Annotated in this window: 25 protein-coding genes; 14 read left to right on the forward strand and 11 right to left on the reverse strand. The window is 69.6% G+C overall.

Annotated features, from left to right (window positions below):
* Positions 1–87: 87 nt before the first annotated feature.
* Together FB453_RS24835 and FB453_RS24840 are read left to right on the forward strand one after the other, a co-directional pair.
* A complete protein-coding gene (locus FB453_RS24835) occupies positions 88–894 on the forward strand; it encodes an alpha/beta fold hydrolase (protein WP_145793987.1) in 807 nt (268 codons plus the stop codon).
* Complete coding sequence (locus FB453_RS24840; RefSeq protein ID WP_145793989.1) at positions 891–2,150, forward strand: SpoIIE family protein phosphatase; 1,260 nt, start codon at positions 891–893, stop codon at positions 2,148–2,150. The genes FB453_RS24835 and FB453_RS24840 overlap by 4 nt, the downstream gene beginning before the upstream one ends.
* 78 nt (positions 2,151–2,228) lie before the next feature.
* Here FB453_RS24840 and FB453_RS24845 read toward each other — a convergent pair whose 3' ends face one another.
* From FB453_RS24845 to FB453_RS24880, 8 genes are all read right to left on the reverse strand, one after another.
* On the reverse strand, positions 2,229–3,566 hold the full coding sequence (locus FB453_RS24845) for a ricin-type beta-trefoil lectin domain protein (RefSeq protein WP_486480426.1): 1,338 nt from the start codon (positions 3,564–3,566) through the stop codon (positions 2,229–2,231).
* Positions 3,567–3,634: 68 nt separating this feature from the next.
* The gene (locus FB453_RS24850; RefSeq protein WP_145793993.1) at positions 3,635–4,990 is read right to left on the reverse strand and encodes an RICIN domain-containing protein; all 1,356 of its coding nucleotides are present in this window, start codon (positions 4,988–4,990) and stop codon (positions 3,635–3,637) included.
* A gap of 372 nt (positions 4,991–5,362) precedes the next feature.
* The gene (locus tag FB453_RS24855; protein ID WP_486480427.1) at positions 5,363–5,947 is read right to left on the reverse strand and encodes a DM13 domain-containing protein; all 585 of its coding nucleotides are present in this window, start codon (positions 5,945–5,947) and stop codon (positions 5,363–5,365) included.
* A gap of 66 nt (positions 5,948–6,013) precedes the next feature.
* Entirely contained in the window at positions 6,014–6,814 is an 801-nt protein-coding gene (locus tag FB453_RS24860; RefSeq protein WP_486480446.1) for an S-methyl-5'-thioadenosine phosphorylase, read from the reverse strand.
* Positions 6,815–7,320: 506 nt separating this feature from the next.
* Positions 7,321–8,487, reverse strand: a complete 1,167-nt coding sequence (locus FB453_RS24865; RefSeq protein ID WP_145793996.1) for a molybdopterin-dependent oxidoreductase — start codon at positions 8,485–8,487, stop codon at positions 7,321–7,323.
* Entirely contained in the window at positions 8,484–9,197 is a 714-nt protein-coding gene (locus tag FB453_RS24870) for a class I SAM-dependent methyltransferase (RefSeq protein ID WP_486480428.1), read from the reverse strand. Before FB453_RS24870 ends, FB453_RS24865 begins: the two co-directional genes overlap by 4 nt.
* The gene (locus tag FB453_RS24875) at positions 9,194–9,874 is read right to left on the reverse strand and encodes a DUF2064 domain-containing protein (RefSeq protein ID WP_145793999.1); all 681 of its coding nucleotides are present in this window, start codon (positions 9,872–9,874) and stop codon (positions 9,194–9,196) included. Before FB453_RS24875 ends, FB453_RS24870 begins: the two co-directional genes overlap by 4 nt.
* Positions 9,871–10,548: a glycosyltransferase family 2 protein gene (locus tag FB453_RS24880; protein WP_145794013.1), complete on the reverse strand. Its 678-nt coding sequence runs from the start codon at positions 10,546–10,548 to the stop codon at positions 9,871–9,873. The genes FB453_RS24875 and FB453_RS24880 overlap by 4 nt, the downstream gene beginning before the upstream one ends.
* A 147-nt stretch (positions 10,549–10,695) precedes the next feature.
* On the opposite strand from FB453_RS24880, the gene FB453_RS24885 reads away from it, so the two are divergent.
* Positions 10,696–12,060, forward strand: coding sequence for a hypothetical protein (locus FB453_RS24885; protein WP_145794016.1), 1,365 nt, complete (start codon positions 10,696–10,698; stop codon positions 12,058–12,060).
* On the opposite strand, the gene FB453_RS24890 is transcribed toward FB453_RS24885, so the two are convergent.
* Positions 12,032–13,111: an NAD-dependent epimerase/dehydratase family protein gene (locus FB453_RS24890; protein WP_145794018.1), complete on the reverse strand. Its 1,080-nt coding sequence runs from the start codon at positions 13,109–13,111 to the stop codon at positions 12,032–12,034. The genes FB453_RS24885 and FB453_RS24890 overlap by 29 nt on opposite strands.
* A 160-nt stretch (positions 13,112–13,271) precedes the next feature.
* On the opposite strand from FB453_RS24890, the gene FB453_RS24895 reads away from it, so the two are divergent.
* A complete protein-coding gene (locus FB453_RS24895; protein WP_145794020.1) occupies positions 13,272–13,967 on the forward strand; it encodes a response regulator transcription factor in 696 nt (231 codons plus the stop codon).
* The gene (locus tag FB453_RS24900; protein ID WP_145794022.1) at positions 13,960–14,976 is read left to right on the forward strand and encodes a sensor histidine kinase; all 1,017 of its coding nucleotides are present in this window, start codon (positions 13,960–13,962) and stop codon (positions 14,974–14,976) included. The genes FB453_RS24895 and FB453_RS24900 overlap by 8 nt, the downstream gene beginning before the upstream one ends.
* Positions 14,977–15,051: 75 nt before the next feature.
* Here FB453_RS24900 and FB453_RS24905 read toward each other — a convergent pair whose 3' ends face one another.
* A complete protein-coding gene (locus tag FB453_RS24905; protein WP_145794025.1) occupies positions 15,052–15,519 on the reverse strand; it encodes a VOC family protein in 468 nt (155 codons plus the stop codon).
* Positions 15,520–15,630: 111 nt separating this feature from the next.
* Between FB453_RS24905 and FB453_RS24910 the strand changes: the two genes are divergently transcribed.
* The 9 genes from FB453_RS24910 (at position 15,631) to FB453_RS24950 (ending at position 21,285) form a co-directional block, all read left to right on the forward strand.
* A complete protein-coding gene (locus FB453_RS24910) occupies positions 15,631–16,614 on the forward strand; it encodes a WYL domain-containing transcriptional regulator (RefSeq protein ID WP_145794027.1) in 984 nt (327 codons plus the stop codon).
* A gap of 58 nt (positions 16,615–16,672) precedes the next feature.
* The gene (locus tag FB453_RS24915) at positions 16,673–17,140 is read left to right on the forward strand and encodes an SAM-dependent methyltransferase (RefSeq protein ID WP_145794029.1); all 468 of its coding nucleotides are present in this window, start codon (positions 16,673–16,675) and stop codon (positions 17,138–17,140) included.
* Between the two features lie 189 nt (positions 17,141–17,329).
* Positions 17,330–17,752 carry a YbaB/EbfC family nucleoid-associated protein gene (locus FB453_RS24920; RefSeq protein WP_112622708.1) on the forward strand — a complete coding sequence of 141 codons (423 nt, stop codon included), beginning with the start codon at positions 17,330–17,332 and terminating at the stop codon, positions 17,750–17,752.
* Complete coding sequence (locus tag FB453_RS24925) at positions 17,749–18,072, forward strand: hypothetical protein (protein WP_091399963.1); 324 nt, start codon at positions 17,749–17,751, stop codon at positions 18,070–18,072. The genes FB453_RS24920 and FB453_RS24925 overlap by 4 nt, the downstream gene beginning before the upstream one ends.
* A gap of 4 nt (positions 18,073–18,076) precedes the next feature.
* A complete protein-coding gene (locus FB453_RS24930; RefSeq protein ID WP_145794031.1) occupies positions 18,077–18,571 on the forward strand; it encodes a WXG100-like domain-containing protein in 495 nt (164 codons plus the stop codon).
* On the forward strand, positions 18,564–19,094 hold the full coding sequence (locus FB453_RS24935; protein ID WP_145794034.1) for an endonuclease: 531 nt from the start codon (positions 18,564–18,566) through the stop codon (positions 19,092–19,094). Before FB453_RS24930 ends, FB453_RS24935 begins: the two co-directional genes overlap by 8 nt.
* Before the next feature lie 8 nt (positions 19,095–19,102).
* Positions 19,103–19,633: an SUKH-4 family immunity protein gene (locus FB453_RS24940; protein ID WP_486480429.1), complete on the forward strand. Its 531-nt coding sequence runs from the start codon at positions 19,103–19,105 to the stop codon at positions 19,631–19,633.
* Entirely contained in the window at positions 19,630–20,169 is a 540-nt protein-coding gene (locus FB453_RS24945) for an SUKH-4 family immunity protein (protein WP_145794039.1), read from the forward strand. Before FB453_RS24940 ends, FB453_RS24945 begins: the two co-directional genes overlap by 4 nt.
* Positions 20,170–20,277: 108 nt before the next feature.
* The gene (locus FB453_RS24950) at positions 20,278–21,285 is read left to right on the forward strand and encodes a hypothetical protein (protein ID WP_145794042.1); all 1,008 of its coding nucleotides are present in this window, start codon (positions 20,278–20,280) and stop codon (positions 21,283–21,285) included.
* On the opposite strand, the gene FB453_RS34370 is transcribed toward FB453_RS24950, so the two are convergent.
* Positions 21,275–21,442, reverse strand: a complete 168-nt coding sequence (locus tag FB453_RS34370) for a hypothetical protein (RefSeq protein ID WP_186718540.1) — start codon at positions 21,440–21,442, stop codon at positions 21,275–21,277. The two genes, FB453_RS24950 and FB453_RS34370, sit on opposite strands and share 11 nt — an antisense overlap.
* Positions 21,443–21,478 lie beyond the last annotated feature (36 nt).

The following is a 21,478-nucleotide window of genomic DNA, read 5'->3' on the forward strand; positions in this document are numbered from 1 at the left end:
TCGGGCCTGCGGGGTCGTTCGTGCGACGACGTTCGCCCAGGTGAACCAACATTTGGTACGGGGATGCGGGTGATGGAAGATAGGCGAATGCTTGTGCGGGATCGCAACAACGTGGTGGTGACCGGTCGTGAGGGCGGCCCTACCGTTGTGCTCGCGCACGGCTTCGGCTGCGATCAGCAGATGTGGCGCCATGTGGCCGCCGAAGTCGGGCAATGGGCCCAGCTGGTGTTGTTTGATCACGTCGGATCAGGCCAGGCTGATCCGGCGGCCTGGGACGCTGACCGGTACGCCTCCCTGGACGGCTACGCCGACGACGTGCTGAGTATCTGCCAGGACCTTGACCTCCGGCAGCCGATCTTCGTGGGGCATTCGGTCAGTTCGAGCATCGGGGTCCTCGCGGCGAACCGGGAGCCGGACCGCTTCTCCGCGCTCGTCCTGGTCACCCCCTCACCGTGCTACATCGATGACGAGACTTACCGAGGCGGTTTCACTCGCGACGACATCGACGACCTGCTCGGTTCACTCGAGAGCAACTACCTCGGCTGGTCGTCGAGCATGGCACCTCTGATCATGGGCAACCCGGAGCGCCCGGAGTTGGGTGAAGAGCTGACGGCGAGCTTCTGCCGGACGAATCCCGCGATGGCGCAGGTGTTCGCCCGTGCGACGTTCCTGTCCGACAACCGGGCGGATCTCGCCGCGGTGAGTGTTCCCACGTTGATCCTGCAATGTGCTCAGGACGCCATCGCGCCGCCCGAAGTCGGCGCGTTCGTGCATGCACAGATCGCCGGAAGTCGGCTCGTCACCTTGGACGCGACCGGGCATTGCCCGCAGTTGAGCGCGCCGGAGGCCACGGCCGCAGCGATCACGTCGTTTGTCAGGGCCGCCTACCGATGACCGCCGCTGCGGGGCATGACCCTCACGGCCAAGGTCCAGACGATCACAGGAGTGCCCGGCCGAGTGAGGCCGGCTTCCCTGCCCTGCTGGAAGACAACCTCGAAGACCTGTACGAGAACGCGCCCTGCGGGTACCTGTCCACCCTCCTGGACGGCACCATCGCCAAAATCAACGGCACCCTGCTGGCCTGGCTCGGCTACCGCCGCGAGGAACTCGTCGGACGGCGCCGCTTCAGCGATCTCCTCACCGGTGGCGGTCGGATCTACCATGAGACCCACTTCGCGCCGATGCTGGCCATGCAGGGCGAGATCGGTGGCGTGTCCCTCGAACTTCGCACCCGGGATGGCTCCCGGATGCCGGTCCTTGTCACGTCGATCGTCAAGGCCGGCAGCGGGGGGCAACCCCAACTCATCCGGACGGCGATCTTCGACGCCAAGATGCGCCGTGCCTACGAGCGAGAGCTCCTCGATGCCCGCAGGGCCGCAGAACGCGAGGACGAACGGCTACGGCATCTCGTCGGCAAGCTCCAGCGCAGTCTCCTCCCCGCCGTGCTGCAGACTCCGCCCGGGCTGGACAGCGCCGCGTACTACCGGGCGGCCTCCACCGACCAGGTCGGCGGCGACTTCTACGACCTCTTCCCCCTCGTCGACGGCCGCTGGGGGTTCTTCCTGGGCGACGTCAGCGGCAAGGGCGTCGAAGCGGCTGCCGTCACCGCCCTGGCCCGCTACACGTTGCGGGCCGCGACGGTCTACAACCCCGACCCCGCTGCCGCGCTGCACAACCTCAACACAGTGCTCTGGCAGGAGTACCGCGAGGACGCCCGCTACTGCACCGTCGTGTTCGGCATCCTCACCTCCGCGACGGCCGTCGGCGGCTTCACCGCGATCATCGCCAGTGGTGGGCACCCGGAGCCGCTGTTGCTGCGGGCCGATGGCTCGGTCCACTACCACCCCACGAAGGGCCGAATCGTGGGGGCCTTCCCGAACGCCCAATACACCAACACCACAGTGGTGGTGAACCCTGGCGACACGTTGCTCCTCTACAGCGATGGACTCACCGAGGCACGTTCCGTCGGCAGTGAGACCGCCGATGGCCGGTACGGAGCGGCAGCCCTCGCCCGATTTGCTCGCTCTCTTGCGCCCGCGCCCGCAGCCGCCGCCGTCGCCGCCATCATCGACTTGATCGATACCTTCGGCACCGGACTCACCGACGACACCGCTGTCCTGGCCATCGGCGCCCCACCCCACCGATACTGACCGTGCGGTGGTGGCCCCCCTGCCAGACGCACGCGCCGCCCGGGAAACGACCCGAGCGGCGCGTTGCCTCGTGTGGTACTAGGCGCGCCTGGCCCACTGTTGGTTGGCGCCGCCGTGGCAGGCCCAGAGGTGAAGTTGTGTCCCATTGGCCGTGCCGGATGCGACGGCGTCGAGGCACAGCCCCGATTGGGCGCTGGTGATGGTGCCGTTGGAGTTCAGGTTCCACTGTTGGTTGGCCTGGCCGTTGCAGTCCCAGATGAGGACCGCCGTGCCGTTGCTGCTGCCCGCCCCGCTGGCGTCCAGGCACTTGTTGCCGTAGACGGTCAGGGTGCGGTTGGCGGTGTGGGTCCAGCGCTGGTTGGTGCCACCGTGACAGTCCCACAGCTGCGGGCGGGTGCCGTTGGTGGTGCTGGAGTTGGGGATGTCGATGCACCGGCCGGACTGGCTCCCCGCGATCAGCACGTTCTGCTGGCCGGGAGGCGGGGTCGTCGGCGGGGGAGTGGTGGGTGGCACGTCCGACCCGAACTGGGTGAAGAACCGCCACACCTCCTGCTTGACCCAGCTCCGCGCGCCGCTCTCACAGCCGGCGCACCCGTCCACCGGGCCCTGCTGGTGGCCGCCGTCGAAGGCGGCCCAGAGCACCGGGTATCCGGGCTGGCAGGAGTACGCGGTGGTGATGTGGGTCAGGCTGCCCGCCCTCGGCTCGGGCGGGCTCTGCGCGGCGCATCCGTTGTTGCGGACGAACCTGTCGCGAAGCGACCGTCCGCTGGGGATGTTGTCGTTGATGCCGTGAATGCCCAGGTACGCGACGGGCTGAGTGCCGCCGCTGCATCCGCTGATCGCTCCCGGGGCCGCGATTGCCGCGACCGCACGGAACACCGTCGGCCGGGAACACGCCAACGAGTAGCTCATCGCGCCGCCGTAGCTGAACCCGACCGAGAAACGTTGGGTGGTGTCGACGCAGAGAGCGTTGTCGATCACGCGGATCATGTCGTCGGTGAAGGTGACGTCTTCACCGTTGGAGTTGCCCCAGCCGTTGTTGAGGCCCTGCGGGGCGACGAAGATGGTGCTGTTGTTCGCCTGCGACTGCATGCCGTAGTAGGCCCACGCGGCTCCGTCGGAGCCGCCGCCCGCGACCTGGCTGGCGGTGCCGCCCAGCCAGTGGAACCCGAAGGCCAGCCGGTGGGCGTAGGTGTTGTTGTAGTTGTCCGGCAGCCGAAGGATGAAGCTGCGGCTCTTCCCGCTGCTCTGGATGGTGTGGGTGCCGCTGTTCAGTCCGGGCGCCTTGCCGCAGCCGGCGGTGGTGGCCGCTGCCGCCGGTGCGACGGTCGTGAGGACGTACATTCCGACGGCGATCAGGACCAGCACCGCCATGGCTGCCCCCAGCCAGGGGGCGGAGAGTTTGCGAAGTGGCACGGCCGAGCCTCCTTGTGGGTGGTGGAACATCCGTTGGACCGGTCCCCGTCCCGGGAACCTCGCCGGGCTCAGCTCCGGCTCCAGCGTTGGTTGGCCGCGCCGGTGCAGTCCCAGATCTGGACGCGCGTGCCGTTGGCAGTGCCGTTGCCGACCATGTCCAGGCACCGGCCCGAACCAACTCCGGTGATCGAGCCGTCGGTGTTGAGCTGCCACTTCTGGTTGGACTGGCCGTTGCAGTCCCAGATGATCACCGAGCTGCCGTTCGCGGTGCCGGCGCCGTTGACGTCGAGGCACTTGCCGCCGAAGACGCGCAGCTCCTGGGCGGCGGTCGAGGTCCAGCTCTGGTTGCTCTGGCCGTGGCAGTCCCAGATGATCGCCGCCGCGCCGTTGGTCTGCGAGGCGCCGTTGACGTCGAGGCACCGTCCGGAGGACGTGCTGCGCAGGGCCGACGTGCCGCTCGGTGGCGGGGTGGTGGTCGGTGGCGGTGTCGTCGGGTCGGTGCTGCCACCGAACTGGGTGAAGAACCTCCACACCTCGCCCTTGGTCCAGGTCCTGGCTCCGCTGTCCCCGCCGCCGTCCACCGGGCCCGGGGTGTGCCCGCCGTCGAAGGCGGCCCAGACCACCGGATAGCCGGACCGGCAGCCGGAGTAGGTGGTGGTGATGTGGGTCAGGCTGCCCGCCCTCGGTTCGGGTGGGCTCTGTGCGGTGCACCCGTTGTTCCGCACGAACGTGTCGCGCAGGGACCGTCCGGCGGAGACGTTGAGCACCGCGTCGCCGATGCCATGGATCCCCATGTACGCGACCGGCTGGGTGCCGCCGCCGCATCCGCTGAGCTGCCCGCCGGAGTAGACAGCGACAGCGCGGAAGACGCTTGGCCGGGAACAGGCCAGCGAGTAGCTCATGCCGCCGCCGTAGCTGAAGCCGAGCGCGAAGCGTTGCGTGGTGTCGACGCAGAGGTCTGCCTCGATCACTCTGATCATGTCGTCGACGAAGGTGACGTCCTGGCCGCCGGGGTTGGCCCAGCCGTTGCCGTTGCCCTGGGGTGCGACGAAAATGGTGCTGTTGTTCGCCTGCTGCCGCAGCCCGTAGTAGGACCAGGCCGCCCCGTCGGACCCACCGCCGTCGACGTCGTTTGCGGTGCCGCCGTTCCAGTGGAATCCGAAGATCAATCGGTACGTGTGGTTCCTGTCGTAGTTGTCAGGAATCCTCAGGATGAAACTACGGTTCTGGCCGCTGCTCTGGATGGACCGTTGGCCGCTGGTCAACGTGGGCGCCTTGCCGCACCCGGCGGTCGCTGCGGCCGCTCCGATGTTCGCGGCCGACGCGGTGGTGCTCAAACCACCGGCCAGTGCCCCCGCGCTCACTGTCACGACGACGGCCGCCGCCGTCGCAAGCAGTCCAAGGATGGGTCTACGTCTTGTCATAAGGGGCTCCCGCCACTCGGCACGAACTGGTTGAAAGGGGGTCCACGGCAACCCGCACGCCGCCACGACGCGCCGCTGCGGGTCACCCCCGTCGACCACGTTCGCCGCGGACGAACCCCAGAAGACGCGATGTGCCGACGGCGCCCGGCCGGCTCATCGACACAGGTTTCCGCCAATGGTCTCGCCGCCCACGCAGGACCAGTCGATCGTCGAATCGATGGCGGCCACACCGTGCGCCCGAACACCACGTGACCGTTCGACCGACGGTGCCGGAGCACCTGGCTCGGTGTCGAACCGATTCGCTTCGACGCTAGATCGCGCAGTGAAAGATGTCAATGCCGTGTCCGGCAGGTTGCGACCCGGGTGGGCCGGTCAGGCGCTCGTGAGTTCTGCCGCGCCGAAGGAGACCGCGAACCGCTTGCACCAGATGGAGACGCTGCGGAAATCGCCTGGCTCCACCGACGCCGGTAGCTCGTACACCTGGTTGCCCTTGTTGCCCTTGAGCTTCGCCAGCTCGACCCATTTGCCGTCGTCGAACACCCGCCAGCCGGCCGTGCCCCGGATGACCGGTTGGTCGGTCAGCCACACCCGCAGGTCCGGGCCGTTCGACGTGTTCAGGTCGCGGATGACGAGCTGGTGGCGCCCGTCGGCGAGCCGGTGAATCTCGGCACTGCCGGTCGTCCGGTGCTCATGGGTGACGAACTCGCCGGTGGTCAGGATCTTGTTCGCCGCTGGGGCGGCTGCCGAGGTCGCGGGCGCCGGTGTCGAGGATCCCGGGGTCGCGGACGCCGGGATCGGGGCGGCCGAGGTCGTCCCTACGCGGGGAATCGCTTCGTCGACATAGGTGTCGGTGAACAGTTTCCACGGCTGGAACCAGTAGAGGGCCAGCATCGCCACGACGACAGCGGCGGCGAGCCCGGCTCGGACCACCGGCGACCGGAACATCCGTTTTCCCACCCCCGCAGCGTACGGCCGGAGCCGCTGTCGAACTGTTCGCGAACCCTTTCGGAACTCTTACGACAGTCACCGCTGCGTATCTGCCAGCGCCTGTCCGCACGGGCAGGCTCCCTGGTCCTCCGGCAACGCCTTCACCACGTCGCCGAGCAGGAGGCGCAGGCGGTCGATGTTCCGGGCGAAGACCGTGAACACCTCCTGCTGGGTCACCCCCTGACCAACCTCGACGCCCGAGTCGAGGTCGGTCACCAGTGACAGCGCGGTGTAACACAGCGCCAGTTCGCGGGCCAACACCGCTTCCGGGTGGCCGGTCATACCGACGACGGACCAGCCCTCCCGGCCGTACCACAGTGATTCAGCACGGGTGGAGAATCGGGGCCCTTCGATGACGACCATGGTTCCGCCGTCGACCGGCTGCCAACCGGCCGATTGGGCGGCGTCGAGGACCGTGGCCCGTCCGACCGGACAGTAGGGGTCGGCGAAGGGCACATGAACGACCTGGGGGAGTTTCCCGTCCGCGCGTGGCTTCCCGTCGTAGTAGGTCTGCTCCCGGCCGCTGGTCCGGTCGACCAGTTGGTCCGGTACGACGAGGGTCCCCGGGCCCAGATCCGGTCGCAGGCCGCCCACGGCGCCCGGTGCGAGCACCTGGCGGACGCCGAGTGCGCGCAGCGCCCACAGGTTGGCCCGGTAGTTGATGCGGTGTGGGGGGAGGGTGTGTCGACGTCCGTGGCGGGGGAGGAACACCACCGGGCGCCCGGCGACACTTCCGACGGACAGCGCGTCGCTCGGCGGTCCGTACGGTGTGTCGACGGTTTCCTCGGCGACGTCGTCGAGGAACTCGTAGAACCCCGATCCGCCGATAACGGCGATCGGCGGGCGATCGGTCGTGCTGATGTCTTCTGCTGACACGGGTACCCCTCCTGGGCGAACGGTGAAGAGCGGATGGGGTCGACTCAGGGGACGGTCGGTCCGTCGGTCCGCGACGCGTCGGTCGACAGTGGTGGCGACGACCAGGACGACAGCGATCGCGGCCCAGAGGACAGCCAGCCCGACAGCGAGCCCCAGCGGGTAGTCGCGGTCCGGTAGACCCGGGTTCGGAGGTGCCGAGGGTGGTCGCCACAGTAGGGGCACCGCGATCAGCAGCAACGTGGCGCTGGCCATCAGACCTGCGGCGATCCAGGCCAGACGGAACCGGTTCGTCACCAGTCGACCCAGCGCCAACCCGACCAGTCCGACCAGCGGTGCCACCAGGACGTCGTGCAGCACCGGGCCGCCGATCAACCACGGCAGGGCGGTGCCGAGCTGGGGGAGGAGCAACCAACCGCCGTACGCGGTGGCCGCGGCACCGACCACGAACAGGAGCAGTCGGACGGTTCTCACCGCAGCACCTCCAGCCGGGCCACCCACTTGGTCTGCAGAACGCCTGGCCGGCTCGGCGCGATGAGTCGACAGGGGTAACCGTGGTCGGGCGACAGCTGCTCGCCATTGATCCGCAGGGCGAGGAGGGTCAGCGGGTCGCGGGCATGGGCCGCAGGGATTGTGCTCGCCGCGTACAGGCCGTCGGTTTCCAGTGAGGTGACCCGAACCGGTCGGCCGGTCGGTGCGCCGGCCCGGCGGAGCAGTGCAACGACGGGCACGCCGGTCCAGTGGGCCGAGGCGCTCCAGCCCTCCACACAGGCGATCGGAAGTTCTGCCGTCCGTTGCGGGAGGGCCGCCAGGTCGGCCAGGGACAGGCTGTCCCGCCCGCCCGGCCAGACGATCTCCAGTCGCCAGTCCGCCGGAACGGCGATACGCGCGGCAGCCGCCGTGCGGTTGATCGGTACGCCCTGCGGCCCGGACGCGGAACGCCACGCCAGCGGCGACACCCGACGTAGCCACGGCACTGTGACCCCGGCGGTGGCCAGCACGGCGATGCCGGCGACGCCCGCCGAGGTACGCAGAAACGCGCGTCGCTCGGACGAGTTCTGATCGTCAGGCCCCGGTGTCGCAGCCGGCACCGCTCTGCGGCGTCGCAGTGGCGTGCCCAGCGCCGCGCGGGCGACCGGGAGCTTCACCGCGACGTGCAGCAGCATCGCCCCGACCACCAGCCAGGCGACCGCGTAGTGGGCCGTCGGGAAGAAGAACCCCCACGGGTACGACTGGGCGACGTTGAACAGGCCCGTGGCCAGTTCGAAGAACGCGGCGCAAACCAGCACCAGGACGGAGATCCGTTCGAGGGCGTGTGCGGACAACCGGATCGGCTGACGTAGGGGCGGACGGACGAACAGCCGGGGATAGACGCTCCACAGCTTGGCCAGCAGCAACGGGATCGCCGCGACACCGGAGAGCACGTGAACGCCCTGGGTGACCCGGTACAGGTTGACCGGTCGGGTCGGCCAGGTGAACCAGACCGGCGGGTGCTGGATGTAGTGGCTGAGCAGCCCGGTACCGAAACACAGCCCGAACGCCATCCCGAGCCAGAGGCCGAGCCGGGCGGTGACCAGCGGTGAGTGCGAGGGCGCGGTGAAGTCCTCGGGGGCGGGGACGCGGGGCCGGCGGATCATGAGCGTGCCAACTCGGCGAACCAGCGTGGACCGAACCGGAATCGGTCAACGACCCGCAGACCGGCAGCGGCGGCGGCACGGGCCACCGCCTCCGCCCCGACCCGCGCCCATCGAAACGCCGGCCCCCGCAGTTCCCGATCGCCGGACGATCCGGACAGGACGTACGCCTGCCCCTGCCACAGCCCGGCACCCGGGGGTTCCACCTCGACCACCAGCGTTCCGTCGGCCGCGATCAGGGTGCCGCACCGGCGCAGCAGGCGGACCGGGTCGCCACCGATGCCGATGTTGCCGTCGATGAGCAGGGCGTGCGCCCACCTACCCTCGCCGGGAAGGGGTTCGAAGACGTCGCGTCGTAGGGCCACCACACCTCGACCCTGGGTCAGACGTACCGCCTCGGCGGAGATGTCCACCCCCAGTGCGACGAGGCCGCGCTGCGCGAGTGCCCTGGTCAGCCGACCGGGGCCGCAGCCGAGATCGATAGTGGGCCCCGTGCAGCGTGCGGCGACGGACTCGATTTCCGGCTCGGGCGGGCCGTGCCAGCGCCGCACCGGCAACAGGTCACGTCGCCCGTCGGTGTGCACCAGCCAATGGTCGGGTTGGGTCGCAGGCCTCGGGCCGACCGGCGTGCCGTAGGCGTCCTGGTCGGCGGACCACCCGCCGAGTCTGCGCAGCACCACGTCGAAACCGTCGAGACTGATCGTCGAATTCACCGAGGGCGTCCGCTCAGCAGATGGCCACCCACCGAGGCGACGGCGTCCGCGAACCGGGTGCCGGGTAGGTCAGCCGCGACCGCCAGCGCCGACGACCAGTCGTCGACATCCCGCAGCACGGGCAGGGTCGCCGGTCGTACGCCGTGCCCGCGCAGCGCGGCGAGGGTACGACGCCCGGTGTCGTCTGTTGACATGGGTACGTCGCGTAGCGCGCTCGCGTACCTCGGATCGCGTAACCCGAGTGCCCACCAGCCGCCGTCCAGCGCGGGCCCGAACACCGCCTCGTGTTCGGCGAGCCGGTCCAGCGCGGTGGTGAGCACTGCCGGGCGGATCTGCGGGGTGTCCATGCCGATCTGCAGCACCGCCCGGCCGGGAAATGCCGCAGCGGTGTCGGCGTGGGCGTTCGCGAGGCGGTCGGCGAACGTGTCGCCGCGCTGCGGAAGCAGGTGCCAACCGACCAACGCGGCGGTCAACTCCGCGCCGTACTCGGCATCGGCGAACCGGCCGCTGTGGGCCAACACGGGAATGGTCGAGGCGGTGGCGCGCACCGCCGCGAGGGTGTCCAACAGCGACGCCGCCGCGATCCGGGCCGCCTGGGTGGGGTCGGCGGGCGGGCAGAGGCGCGTCTTGGCCTGCCCGGGGACCGGTGCCTTCGCGACAAGGAGCAGGACGTTCACCGGCCACCACCGGCGTCGGCGCGCAGCACTCCGGCGAAGTCCCGGGTCGCTCGCAGCGTGCCCCGGACCGAGCCGGATACCTTCGAGACGGTCCCGGCGGCCCGGGGTGCGTACGCGACGTCCAGTTCGAGGATCCGCCAGCCCGCTCCGGCCGCGCGCAGCAGCAACTCCAGGGGGTAGCCGAACGCGCGGTCGTTGACACCGAGGCCCAGCAGCGCCGCCCGGCGGGCCACCCGGATCGGGCTGATGTCGTACACCGGCACGCCGCGACGCCGCAGCAGGGCCGCTACCAGCGCGTTCCCGCCGCGGGCATGCCACGGCCAGGCATCCGCCGAGACCGGCCGACGCCGCCCGACGGCGAGATCGGCCCGCCCGTCGAGCACCGCCGAGGCGAGCCTGGGCAACTCGGCGGGGTCGAACGAGCCGTCCGCGTCGAGCACGCAGACCAGATCCGCCTCCGCCGCCAGCAGGCCGGCGTGCACGGCGGCCCCGTACCCGCGTCGCGGCTCGTGGACGACCCGGGCCCCGTGCTCGGCCGCGACGACCGGCGAACCGTCGGTGGAGCCGTTGTCGACCACGATGGCGCGGTAGCCGGGTGGCAGTCCGCTCAGTACGGCAGGCAGTGCGGCCGCCTCGTCCAGACACGGCAGCACCACGTCGATCGTTGTGTGCATACCGGCGACGCTAGGCCCGCCACCGGTCGTCCGGGCCGCGGTTTCTCCTTACGAATCGCTTACACGGCAACGGATCTTACGACTCGCTGACGTCTCACCGTCTGGCCGCCGAATGCCTGGTGGGAGGTCGTATCGTCGGCCGTCACCATGACCATGATGACCCGGCCGGGACGCACCCGGTCCGCCGACCTGATCGTCCTCGGCGCCGAGGTGGCAGTGCTCGCCGTCGCCGTCGCCGTCGGCGCCCTGCTCAACCATCAGGGCGTACGGCTGCACGCCGACGCGGCACCGCTCTACGCGAGTTGGCAGCCTCATCTGGGGCCCGGCACCCCCGCCGCACTTCTCGTCGCGGCGCTGTTCGTCTGGCGGGGCGTGCGCTGGGGGACCGACACGCCGTGGCCGCGGCTGCTGGCGGTCGGCTATCTCGCCTCGCTGCTCTGGACGCTGTCGCTGGCCCTGGTGGACGGCTGGTCCGCGGGGTTGACAGAGCGGCTCACAGTGCAGGCCGAGTACCTGCACGAGGTACCCCGGGTGACGGACGTCGGCATCATGCTGTCGGGCTTCGCCGACCGGATTCTCGACTTCCAGCCCGATTCGTGGTCCACCCACGCTGCCGCTCACCCACCGGGAGCGTTGCTGTTCTTCGTCTGGCTGGAGCGGATCGGCCTGGGCGGCGGGGCCGCCGCCGGGCTCGCCTGCGTGCTGCTCGGCGCCACGGTGTCGGTGTCGGTTCCGGTGACGTTGCGGGCACTCGGCGCCGAGGGCGCGGCCCGGTCGGTGTGGCCGTTCCTGGTGCTCCTCCCGGGGGCGGTCTGGGTGGGCGCGTCCGCGGACGGGATCTTCGCCGCGGTGGTCGCGGCCGGGTTGGCGTTGCTGGCGGTGGGTGGCCGACCGGGGGCCGCACTGGGCGGGTTGCTGCTCGGCTTCGCGCTCTACCTGTCGTACGGGTTCGTCCTGGTCGGGTTGCTCGCGTTGACAGTGGTGCTGCTCCGGGTGCGGGACCGCCTCGGCGTGCTCCTGGTCGCGGCGACGGCGGTCGCGGCCGTCGTCGCGGCGTTCACCCTCGCCGGCTTCTGGTGGCTGGACGGCTACCACCTGGTGGCGCGTCGTTACTACCAGGGCTGGGCGGCGGAACGTCCGTACGGTTACTGGGTCTGGGCGAATCTCGCCGCCCTGCTGCTCTCGGCCGGCCCGGTGGTCGGGCCGGCGCTGCGGCGGGCGGTGTCCGCCGTGTCGATCCGAGCACCGCACCCACCGCTCGCGACGGCCCTCCGGCAGCGGATCGCCAGCGCCGGACCCACTGTGTGGTTGCCCATCGCGGCGACGGCGGCGGTGCTCGCGGCGGACCTGTCCGGGCTCAGCAAGGCCGAGGTCGAGCGGATCTGGCTACCGTTCGCCGTCTGGCTGCTGGTCGCCACCGCGCACCTGCCGTTCGGTCACCGACGGTGGTGGTTGGCCGCCCAGGCCGCCACGGCTCTCGCCGTCAACCACCTGCTGTGGACGGTGTCGTGACCGATGCCGGGTCCCGCATCACCGCGGTGGTGAAGTCGGCGATGCCAGCGGCGAAGCCGACCCGGGCGGTGAAACCGAGCACGCGGGTGGCGCGCGCCGGATCGGCCACGACGTGCCGTACGTCCGCCGCCCGTCCGCCCCCGACCGTGATCGGCGGTGGCCCGCCCATCGCCGACGCCAGCTCGTGAGCCAACTCGCCGACGGTGTGCGGTTCGCCCGAGCAGACGTTGATCGGCGTCAGGGGATCCGGTGCCGGTGCCGTGAGGGCCAGCAGGTTGGCCGCGGCCACGTCGGTCACGTGCACGAAGTCGCGCCGTTGCCGGCCGTCCTCCAGCACCCGGGGCGGTCGTCCGGCGGCCAGGGCCGACCGGAAGATCGACGCAACCCCCGAATACGGAGTGTCGCGGGGCATTCGCGGACCGTAGACGTTGTGATAGCGCAGGGCCCAGACCGATCCGCCGGTCTGCCGGGCCCAGGCACCGGCGAGGTGTTCCTGGGCCAACTTGGTGGCGGCGTACGTGCTGTGCGGCTCCAGCGGCGCGTCCTCGGGCACCAGACCGGGGGAGAGCGCCTGGTCGCAGCGAGGGCAGGTCGGCTCGTACTGGCCCTCGGCCAGGTCGACGACCCGGCGGTTGGCAGGCCGGACGATCCCGTGGGTGGGGCAGTGATAGCGGCCCTCGCCGTAGACCACCATCGAGCTGGCCAGCACCAGTCGGCGCACCCCGGCGGCGTGCATCGCCGCGAGGAGAGTGGCAGTGCCGAGGTCGTTGTGCGCGGCGTACCGGGGGGCGTCGGCCGGATCGAGGCCATGGCCGACCATTGCTGCCTGATGGCAGACCGCGTCGACCCCGGTCAGTAGCCGGGTCAGCAGCTCGCCGTCGCGTACGTCACCGACCACCAGGTGGTGCCGCTCGGCCCAGGGTGGCGCCGTCGCACCGTGCGCCTCGGGCAGGAGCGCGTCCACTGCCACCACCTCGTGCCCGTCGTCGGTGAGCAGGTCGGCGACGTGTGAGCCGATGAACCCGGCCGCACCGGTGACAAGGATCCGCATTCCGGTCACCGTATGACCTCGCGTACGCCCGAGCGGGTTTCCGCGTACAGCCGTAAGAACCTCGCAAGGTTTGCCGGTGCGGGCGCAGTCTGCTGCGTGGCTACGCTGGGCCGATGGGACATCCGGGGGAGACGGTGACGGGGCGGAACGGGGACGGTCCGTGACACAGCGCGTGCTGGTGGTCGACGACGATCAGACCGTGAGCGACGTCATCCGCCGTTACCTCGAGAACGACGGCTTCAAGGTGAGCCTCGCGGCGGACGGTGCGGCGGCGCTGGCGGCCGTGGAGCGGCAGGCGCCACACCTGGTAGTGCTCGACCTGATGCTGCCGCTGATCAACGGCTTGGAGGTGTGCCGGGCGCTGCGGGTACGGCCGGACGGCGTACCGATCGTCATGCTCACAGCGCGTGGTGACGAGTCCGACCGGATCCTCGGGCTGCAACTCGGCGCGGACGACTACCTGACCAAGCCCTTCTCACCCAGGGAACTGGTGCTGCGGGTCCGTTCGGTGCTCCGTCGCGCCGGCGGTGGGACGCCACCCGAGCGGCCGGAGGCGCTCACCGACGGCAACCTGGTGGTGCACACGGCCTCCCGAACCGCCCGCCTCGCCGGTGCGGATCTGGCCCTGACGTTGCGCGAATTCGACCTGCTCGTCCACCTCATGCGGCATCCGTCCCGGGTCTTCGGCCGGGCCGAACTTCTTGAGCAGGTCTGGGGCTGGAACTTCGGGGACCACTCGACAGTGACCGTGCACGTACGCCGGCTGCGGGAGAAGATCGAGGCCAACCCGGCCGATCCGCAGCGGATCGTGACCGTCTGGGGCGTCGGCTACCGATACGAGCCGGCCCATGCGTGACGTACTCCTGATCTTCGCGATCGCCCTCGGGGCGGCACTCGGCATCGGGCTCGCCGGTGCGGTGCTGCTCCGCGCGCTTCGACGCAGCTCGATCACCGTGCACCTCAGCGTGCTGCTCACCACCACTGTGGTCGCCGTCGCCGTCGGGGTGATGGCGGTCGCGGAGGCGATGTTCCTCTCCGCGCACGACCTTGAGGTGGTCCTGATCACCGTCGCGGCGGCAGCGGTGGTCAGCCTCGCCGTCGGCGGGCACTTCGGCCGGCGACTGGCCCGCGCCGCGGTCTGGCGCGACCAGGCCCGGGAGCGGGAACGGCAACTGGAGAAGGGCCGGCGCGACCTGGTCGCCTGGGTCTCCCACGACCTGCGGACCCCGCTCGCCGGGCTGAGGGCCATGGCGGAGGCGCTGGAGGACCGGGTGGTGCGTGATCCGGACACGGTCGACGAGTACCACCGGCGCATCCGACTGGAGACCGACCGGATGACCCGACTCGTCGATGACCTGTTCGAGCTGTCCCGGATCAACGCGGGAGCGTTGCGGTTGTCGTTGACGGCGGTGCCGCTCGGAGAGGTGGTTTCGGACGCGCTGGCCAGCACCATCCCGTTGGCCGACGCTCGCCGGATCAAGTTGATCGCCAGCGAGTCGGGGTGGCCGACGGTCGCCGCGAGCGAACCGGAGTTGGCCCGGGTCGTGGCGAACCTGCTGCTCAACGCGGTCCGCTACACCCCGGCCGACGGCACCGTACGTATCGAAGCCGGCCGGGAGGACGACCACGCCTGGCTGTCGGTTGCCGACACCTGTGGCGGCATTCCCCCGGCCGACCTTCCCCGGGTGTTCGACATCGCGTTCCGTGGTGAGCCGGCCCGCACTCCCGGCCCCGGTGACGGTGGGGCGTCCGGAGGGCTCGGCCTGGCCATCGTTCATGGCCTGGTGGAGGCGCACGGCGGTCGGGTCGAGGTGCGCAACACCCCCGACGGTTGCCAGTTCATGGTCCGCCTGGCCACCGCCTGAGGGTACGAACGCTCGGAGTGGCGGGATGGGGCCGTCGGGTTGCGACGGCCCCATCCCGTTGGCTGAGGGCGAGGATCAGGCGTCGGCGTGCTGGGCGGCGACGTCGAGGATCCAGGTGATGCCGAAGCGGTCGGTCAGCATCCCGAACGCCGGTGCCCACTGCGCCGGGCCGTACGCCTCGACGACAGTGGCGCCATCGACCAGCTTCTCCCACAGCGCGCCGACCTCTTCGACACTCTCGCCGCGGACGGACAGGAAGAACGGCTCGCTGGTCAGCGTCATGCCGTTCTCACGGCGCGTGGAGGGCAACGGGGCGATGCCGGCTCCGGCCCGGCTGGGCACGTCGTAGGCCATGACGCGGAATCCGTCGTCGGTGGCGACCTGGCCCCAAACGGCCTTGCCGGCGTCGGGCAGCTCCTTCGGCATCCCGAAATCGCCGTACGTGATCACCATGATCTCGCCGCCGAACACCGAGTGGTAGAACTCCAGCGCCTCCCGGGCGTTGCCCCTGAAGTTGAGGTGGGTGGTCGTGGTGATGCTCATCGAGACTCCTGGTGAAGTTTGTTTCCGGCAACGGTGTCCGGCCGGCGTCAGCACCAAGGGTTGACGACGTAGGTGACAGGGTGTGTCACCTACTGCGAATAGATTCCATTCATGCCGAAGACCTCGGGTCGACTGTTGGCCCTGTTGTCGCTCCTTCAAGCGCGCCGCGACTGGCCGGGCACGGTCCTGGCCGAGCGGCTCGACATCAGCCTGCGGACGGTGCGCCGCGACGTCGACCGGCTGCGCGAACTCGGCTACCCGATCGCGGCCGTGAAGGGTCCCGACGGTGGCTACCGGCTCAGCGCCGGCACCGAACTACCGCCTCTGCTCTTCGACGACGAGCAGGCCGTCGCCCTCACCCTCGCGCTGCAGATTGCCGCCACCACCCTGGGTGACGGCACCGGCGAAGCGGCAGCACGCGCGTTGACCACGATCCGGCAGGTCATGCCGTCCCGGCTCCGGCACCGCGTCAACGCCCTCCAGGTCACCGCCGTCGAACGGCCCGTCACCCGACCGGCCGGCCCGATCGACGACGACGTGCTCCTGGCGATCAGTTCCGCCGTGCAAGCTCACGAGATCCTCCGCTTCGGCTACGGCCCCGAGGCTGTGGACAAACCCCCGCGCCGCGTCGAGCCGCACCACCTCGTCACCTGGGACGGACGCTGGTACCTCGTCGGGTGGGACCTCGACCGGTCAGCCTGGAGTACCTTCCGCGCCGACCGGATGACCCTGCGCATCCCGAACGGATCCCGCTTCACGCCGAGGGAACTGCCCGGCGACGACGTGGCCACCTTTGTCACCGGCAGGTTCCGCGGTGCCGACGACGGCGTCATCGGCTGGCCCTGCCAGGGCACCGCGATCCTCGACCTGCCGGCCGCCACAGTGGCCCTCTACACCCGCGACGGGACCGTCGAGGACCTTGGTTCAGGCCACTGCCGGCTCACTCTCGGCTCCTGGTCCTGGCCCAGCCTGGCCGCTGCCATGGCCCGGTTCGACACCGAGATCGACGTTGTCGGCCCCGCCGAGCTTGTCGACGCCTTCGGCCACCTGGCCCGCCGCTTCGCCAGGACCGCCGCCAGCGCAACCCTGGCCTGACTCCTTGATCGGGTGCTCGTGCATGCCGCCGGTCGCGTGCGGCAACTAGCCTCAAGTCATGCTCAGCTTCGAGATCACCCCGATCGGTACGGTCCGGAATGACAGGACCGATGTCCAGCACACGGACAACTGGGGTGCCGTCCGCAGCACGATCACCATCGACGAGCGCTTCGGTGATTTGTGCCTCCAGGGCCTGGAGGGCTTCTCCCATGTGGAAGTCCTCTTTATCTTCGACCAGTTCCCAGCAGACGGTGATCACCGCGAACCCCGTCCCTACCGTGGTCGCTCCGACCTCCCGCCCGTTGGTGTATTCGCAGGCCGCGGCCCTCGCAGACCAAACCGCATCGGAGTGACGTGCTGCGCCATCGAATCCGTCCACGGCCGCGAATTGACGGTGGTGGGTCTCGACGCGGTCTCGGGCACCCCGGTCGTCGACCTGAAGCCGACGATGGTGGAGTTCGTCCCGGTGAACGTCGAGCAGCCGGAATGGGTCAGCCGCGTGATGTCGGAGTACTTCCAGCCTTGAGCGGTACCCAGCCGCTGTCAGGTGCGCCGGTCGAGGGACCTGCGTCGGGCGTACCCCCGTTGCGTGCAGCTTCGTCGATGGGCCGCACCCGTCGACGGGCTTCGATGGAACGTCCACCTCGCGGGTTCACACGGTTTGCCGGATCTGACTACGCTTCCCACTGTCTCGGAGGCGATCGATGGAGGGCGCATGTCGGTGAATGAGCCGACGAGCGGAGAGTTCGCTCGCATGCTGGACGCGACGGTTGGTGCGTTGCGCGCCGCCGGCGCTGCGCCGGAGGACGAGGAGGCCGCGCGGCTGCGTCGGGTCGGTGAGTCCGCCGAGGGGCAGGTCCGTGCCGAGTTCGGCGCCGATGGCCGGCTGGAGTCGCTGACGCTGGACCCACGGATGATGCGGCTCGGCGCGGCTGAGGTCTGCGACCACGTGATCGCGGCCGTGAACGCGGCGATCGACTCGATGCGCGGCGGCGGCCCGGCGGTGGCCTCCGGCGACCTCTCACAGCTCACCGAGCAGCTGGAGCAGGTTCGTGACACGGCCGTGCCGCGGCTCGGTGCGTTCCTGCAGGCGCTCACGGACGCGCAGGAGCGAATGGCCCGAGGAGGTTCCCGATGAACGGCTTCGAGGTCGAGCCCGCGCTGCTGCGTTCCGGCGGCGATGAGGTCATCGGCGCCGCCGAACGCTTCATCGGGCAGTTGGAGAGCTTCGAGGCGAAGATGCAGGGGTACGGCGAGCCGTGGGGGGCCGACGACATCGGCTCGCTGATCGGCATCGCGTACACGGAGGCGTCCACCTGGGTTCTTGACTGCATCGGCGTGGCCGCCGAGGAGATCGGCTCGGCCGGCAGCGACCTGACGAAGATGGCCGACAACTTCGAGCTGGTCGAGGACGCCGCCGCGGGCGCGCTGCGGGACATCCAGGGAATGCTGGGGTGACGGCATGGGACTCCAACTCCCAGGTGAACTGATCACGGCACTCGGCTGGATCGGCTACAGCTGGCCCGAGGCCGACGAGGAAAAGCTGTTCGAGATGGGCCAGGCCTGGCTGGACTTCTCCGGCACGGTCGCCAACGCCTCCGGGGAGGCCGGTTCGGCTGCGGCGGCGATCTGGTCACAGCACCAGGGCGAGTCGATGCAGGCGTTCCAGAAGTGGTGGTCCAACCCGGAGAGCGGTCCCGGAACGCTGCCGGACTACTCCCAGGCCGCGATGCTGATCGGGACAGGGCTGATCATCGCCGCCGCGATCGTGCTCGCGCTGAAGATCCAGGTGATCGTGCAGCTTGCGATCCTCGCCTTCGCGGTGGCTCAGGCGATCGCCACCGCCGTCGTCACGTTCGGCGCGTCGCTGGCCGAAGTCCCGATCTTCCAGATGATCACGCGAGAGATCGTCGGTCTGCTGATCGACCAGGTGATCCAGGAGCTCCTCGATGCCTAGCAGGGCGCCGAAGAGCTCGAAGAAGCGCGGTGGCGCGGGTAAGCCGAAGGTCGGCAAGGGCGTCCGCGCGGCGGTGAAGAAGGCCGCCGCGAAGCCGGTGGTGCGCAACAACGACCTGCCCGAGGTCACGATCAAGGTGCAGCGCAAGTCGTTCCACGCGCGCGGCCAGTTTGACCGCAAGATGAACGCGCTGAAGAAGCTCAGCGACGAGGGCAAGCTGTTCAAGCAGGCGAACCCGGTCGGCCGGGACAAGAAGATCACGGCCGACTACAAGAAGCGCATCCGGCAGAAGATCTTCGACAAGTACTGGCCCCACGACAAGAAGATGGCGAACGCCCTCGCCGCGCGACTCCGTAAGCAGCAGCCCGACCATGTGTGGGAGCTGCAACTCGGCGGCGCCGACGACGTTAGTAATCTGAAGCTCTTGGACGGTAGAACAAACTGGGATGTCGGCGGGCAAATCTGGCATCAGATCAAGAACCTGCCCGATGGCACACCGATCCGAATAGAGGTAGTGGATTGAATCCCGAGTTGCGGGAGCTCATCGCGGAGCTGCGTACCGACCTGGAGGCGGACCAGCCGGCGACGCTGGCGTGGGCCCAGATCAACGAGGGCGCTCCGGCCGACCAGATTCCCGCCGAGCTGCCGCAGCCGGTCCGGGAGCTGCTCGAAACCGCCAACGGCATCCTGGCCGGCGCGTTCGACCTGCCAGCAGTCGCGGACCTCGACGACATCCAGTACTACCTCGAGCAGATGCCCGAGTTCACCGGCGTCGCCGACGAACCCGCCGAGTGGCTGGTCATCGGCACATTGAACGACGAGCCGCTGCTGATCCGACGCGACACCGGCGCGGTCTGGTACTTCCCGGCGGAGACCACCGACGAGTGGTTCATGCGTGAGATGTTCCTCGACGTCGCGCCGGACCTCGACTCGTTCCTCGCCTACTACGTCTTCGGAGCCGGGTACGGCGAAGTCGCCTCCGACGACGACGAGTGGTGGGGCTTCCTCGACGAACACGGTCTGACCACGCCCGGTGACGATGACGAGGAGGCGGACGATTGACCGCGACGCATGAGGAGCTCACCGCGCTCTGGGGCGCCGATGGGATGATCTACTTCCCGGTCGACCGGTTCGACGACGTCCTCGGCCCCCTGACGCCAGAGGTCTTCCCGCCGTTCGGGGCCATCCCGGTCGACGTGCCGATCCTGTTCACGGTCGACGTCGACGTCCCCGGCATGGAGCTGTTCTCCAAGCTGAACATCGAGATCGGCGACGCCAGCCCACGCATCCACATCGTCCTCGGCAGCTCGCCCGAGGACCCGCAGCTGCTCTTCTGCCTCGACGCGCTGACCGGAGCCGTCGTGTTGCTGGACCTGGAAACCCCCAACTTCGAGGCGGTCAACGCGACCTTCGCCGCGTTCGTCGAGTTCCTCTACCGACTCGGAGGGCTCATCGCCACGGACCCGGGCGGTCGGGCTCGCGCGGCCCGCGCCGCGGCGATCCGGGCCGACCTGATGGACGTCGACGCGTCCGCGTTCGCCGACCCGAAGTCCTGGTGGAGCATGGCCTTCGAGCAGCTGGAATCCACCAGCGGCTAGCCTCGTCGCTGCGAGCGGCCCGCACCTGATGACCAGCGGGGCTCTCCGACGGCTCCTCCTGTCAGCGCCACGTGGTTGGATGCAGGCCGCTGATCAGGAGAGGGAATCATGACGCGCACCACCCCACCGCGTCCGTTGGATGTGGTCTCGTTGTTCCCGGAACTGGCAGCGAGGGCCAGGACCGCCACCCGCCTTCATCCCCGCCCGGGAGACCCGACGGTGCATGACAGCTCGGTGGGTGGGCCTTTGCTGTGGCCGGAAAACGAGGCCTGGCCGACATGCGGCGACGAGCACGAGCCGTACGGATTGACGACGCTGGAGGACGTCCGCACGCGTCGTCGTGTCCTCGCCGCGGCGTGGCAACGGCCCAGGCCGCCGGGAACGAATCTGCTGACTCCCGATGAGAAGGTGGTCGTGGACCGCGTAGATTCCGGTTACGACACGGCGCTGCTGCCGGTGGAGCCGCTGCCGCTCATCCCGCTGGCCCAGCTGTACGCCCGGGACGTCCCTGATCTGCCCTGTCCCCCTGGCACGGACATGCTTCAGGTGCTGTGGTGCCCGTTCGACGAAATCATGGATGCGCGGTCGGCGGTGCGCCTACGGTGGCGGCAATCCACAAGCGTGCGGAACCCGCTGATGCACCCGCCCGAGCCGGTCTTCGTCGGTCAGGGCTGTTACGTGCCGGAACCTTGCGTTCTGCACCCAGAGCAGGTCACCGAGTACCCGGCTTATCACGAGCTGGATGACAAGCTGGCGGAACGCATCATCTCCCGAGAAAGGGAGCTCCTCCAGTCACCGGACGAGAAGCAACCGGGTTACCGGGGCGATCTGTCAATCGCTCCCGGTTGGAAGGTCGGTGGCTGGGCCGCCTTCTTCACCTTTCGGAGCCCGGCGGGCCCTGATGAGCTCCGGTGCTGCGGCGCTCCGCTGGAACCCCTTCTCACCATCCCCAGCGACGAATGGGACGGCGACAGCCGCAGTTGGCGTCCCATCGCTGAGGAGGACGAGTCGGCCGATCACACCCCGACCCATGTGGAGATCGGCCGTGGCTACACGCTCCAGGTATATCGGTGCACCGCCTCACAGGAGCACCCACCGGTCACCATCATGCAGTAGCTATCCGTAGCTGCTCTTCTGCCTCGACGCGCTGACCGGGGCCGTCGTGTTGCCGGACCTGGAACGGGGCCCTCGTGCGAGCCACCTCCGCACTGCGGCCGTCCACGAAGGAGCGGAGGTCGTCGACCAGAACGACCCGGGTCTCGCTGGCAGCCATCCGACGATGATGCCTGCACGTGCGGTGCTTTGGCAT

This window comes from Micromonospora sp. CNZ322, assembly GCF_007827755.1.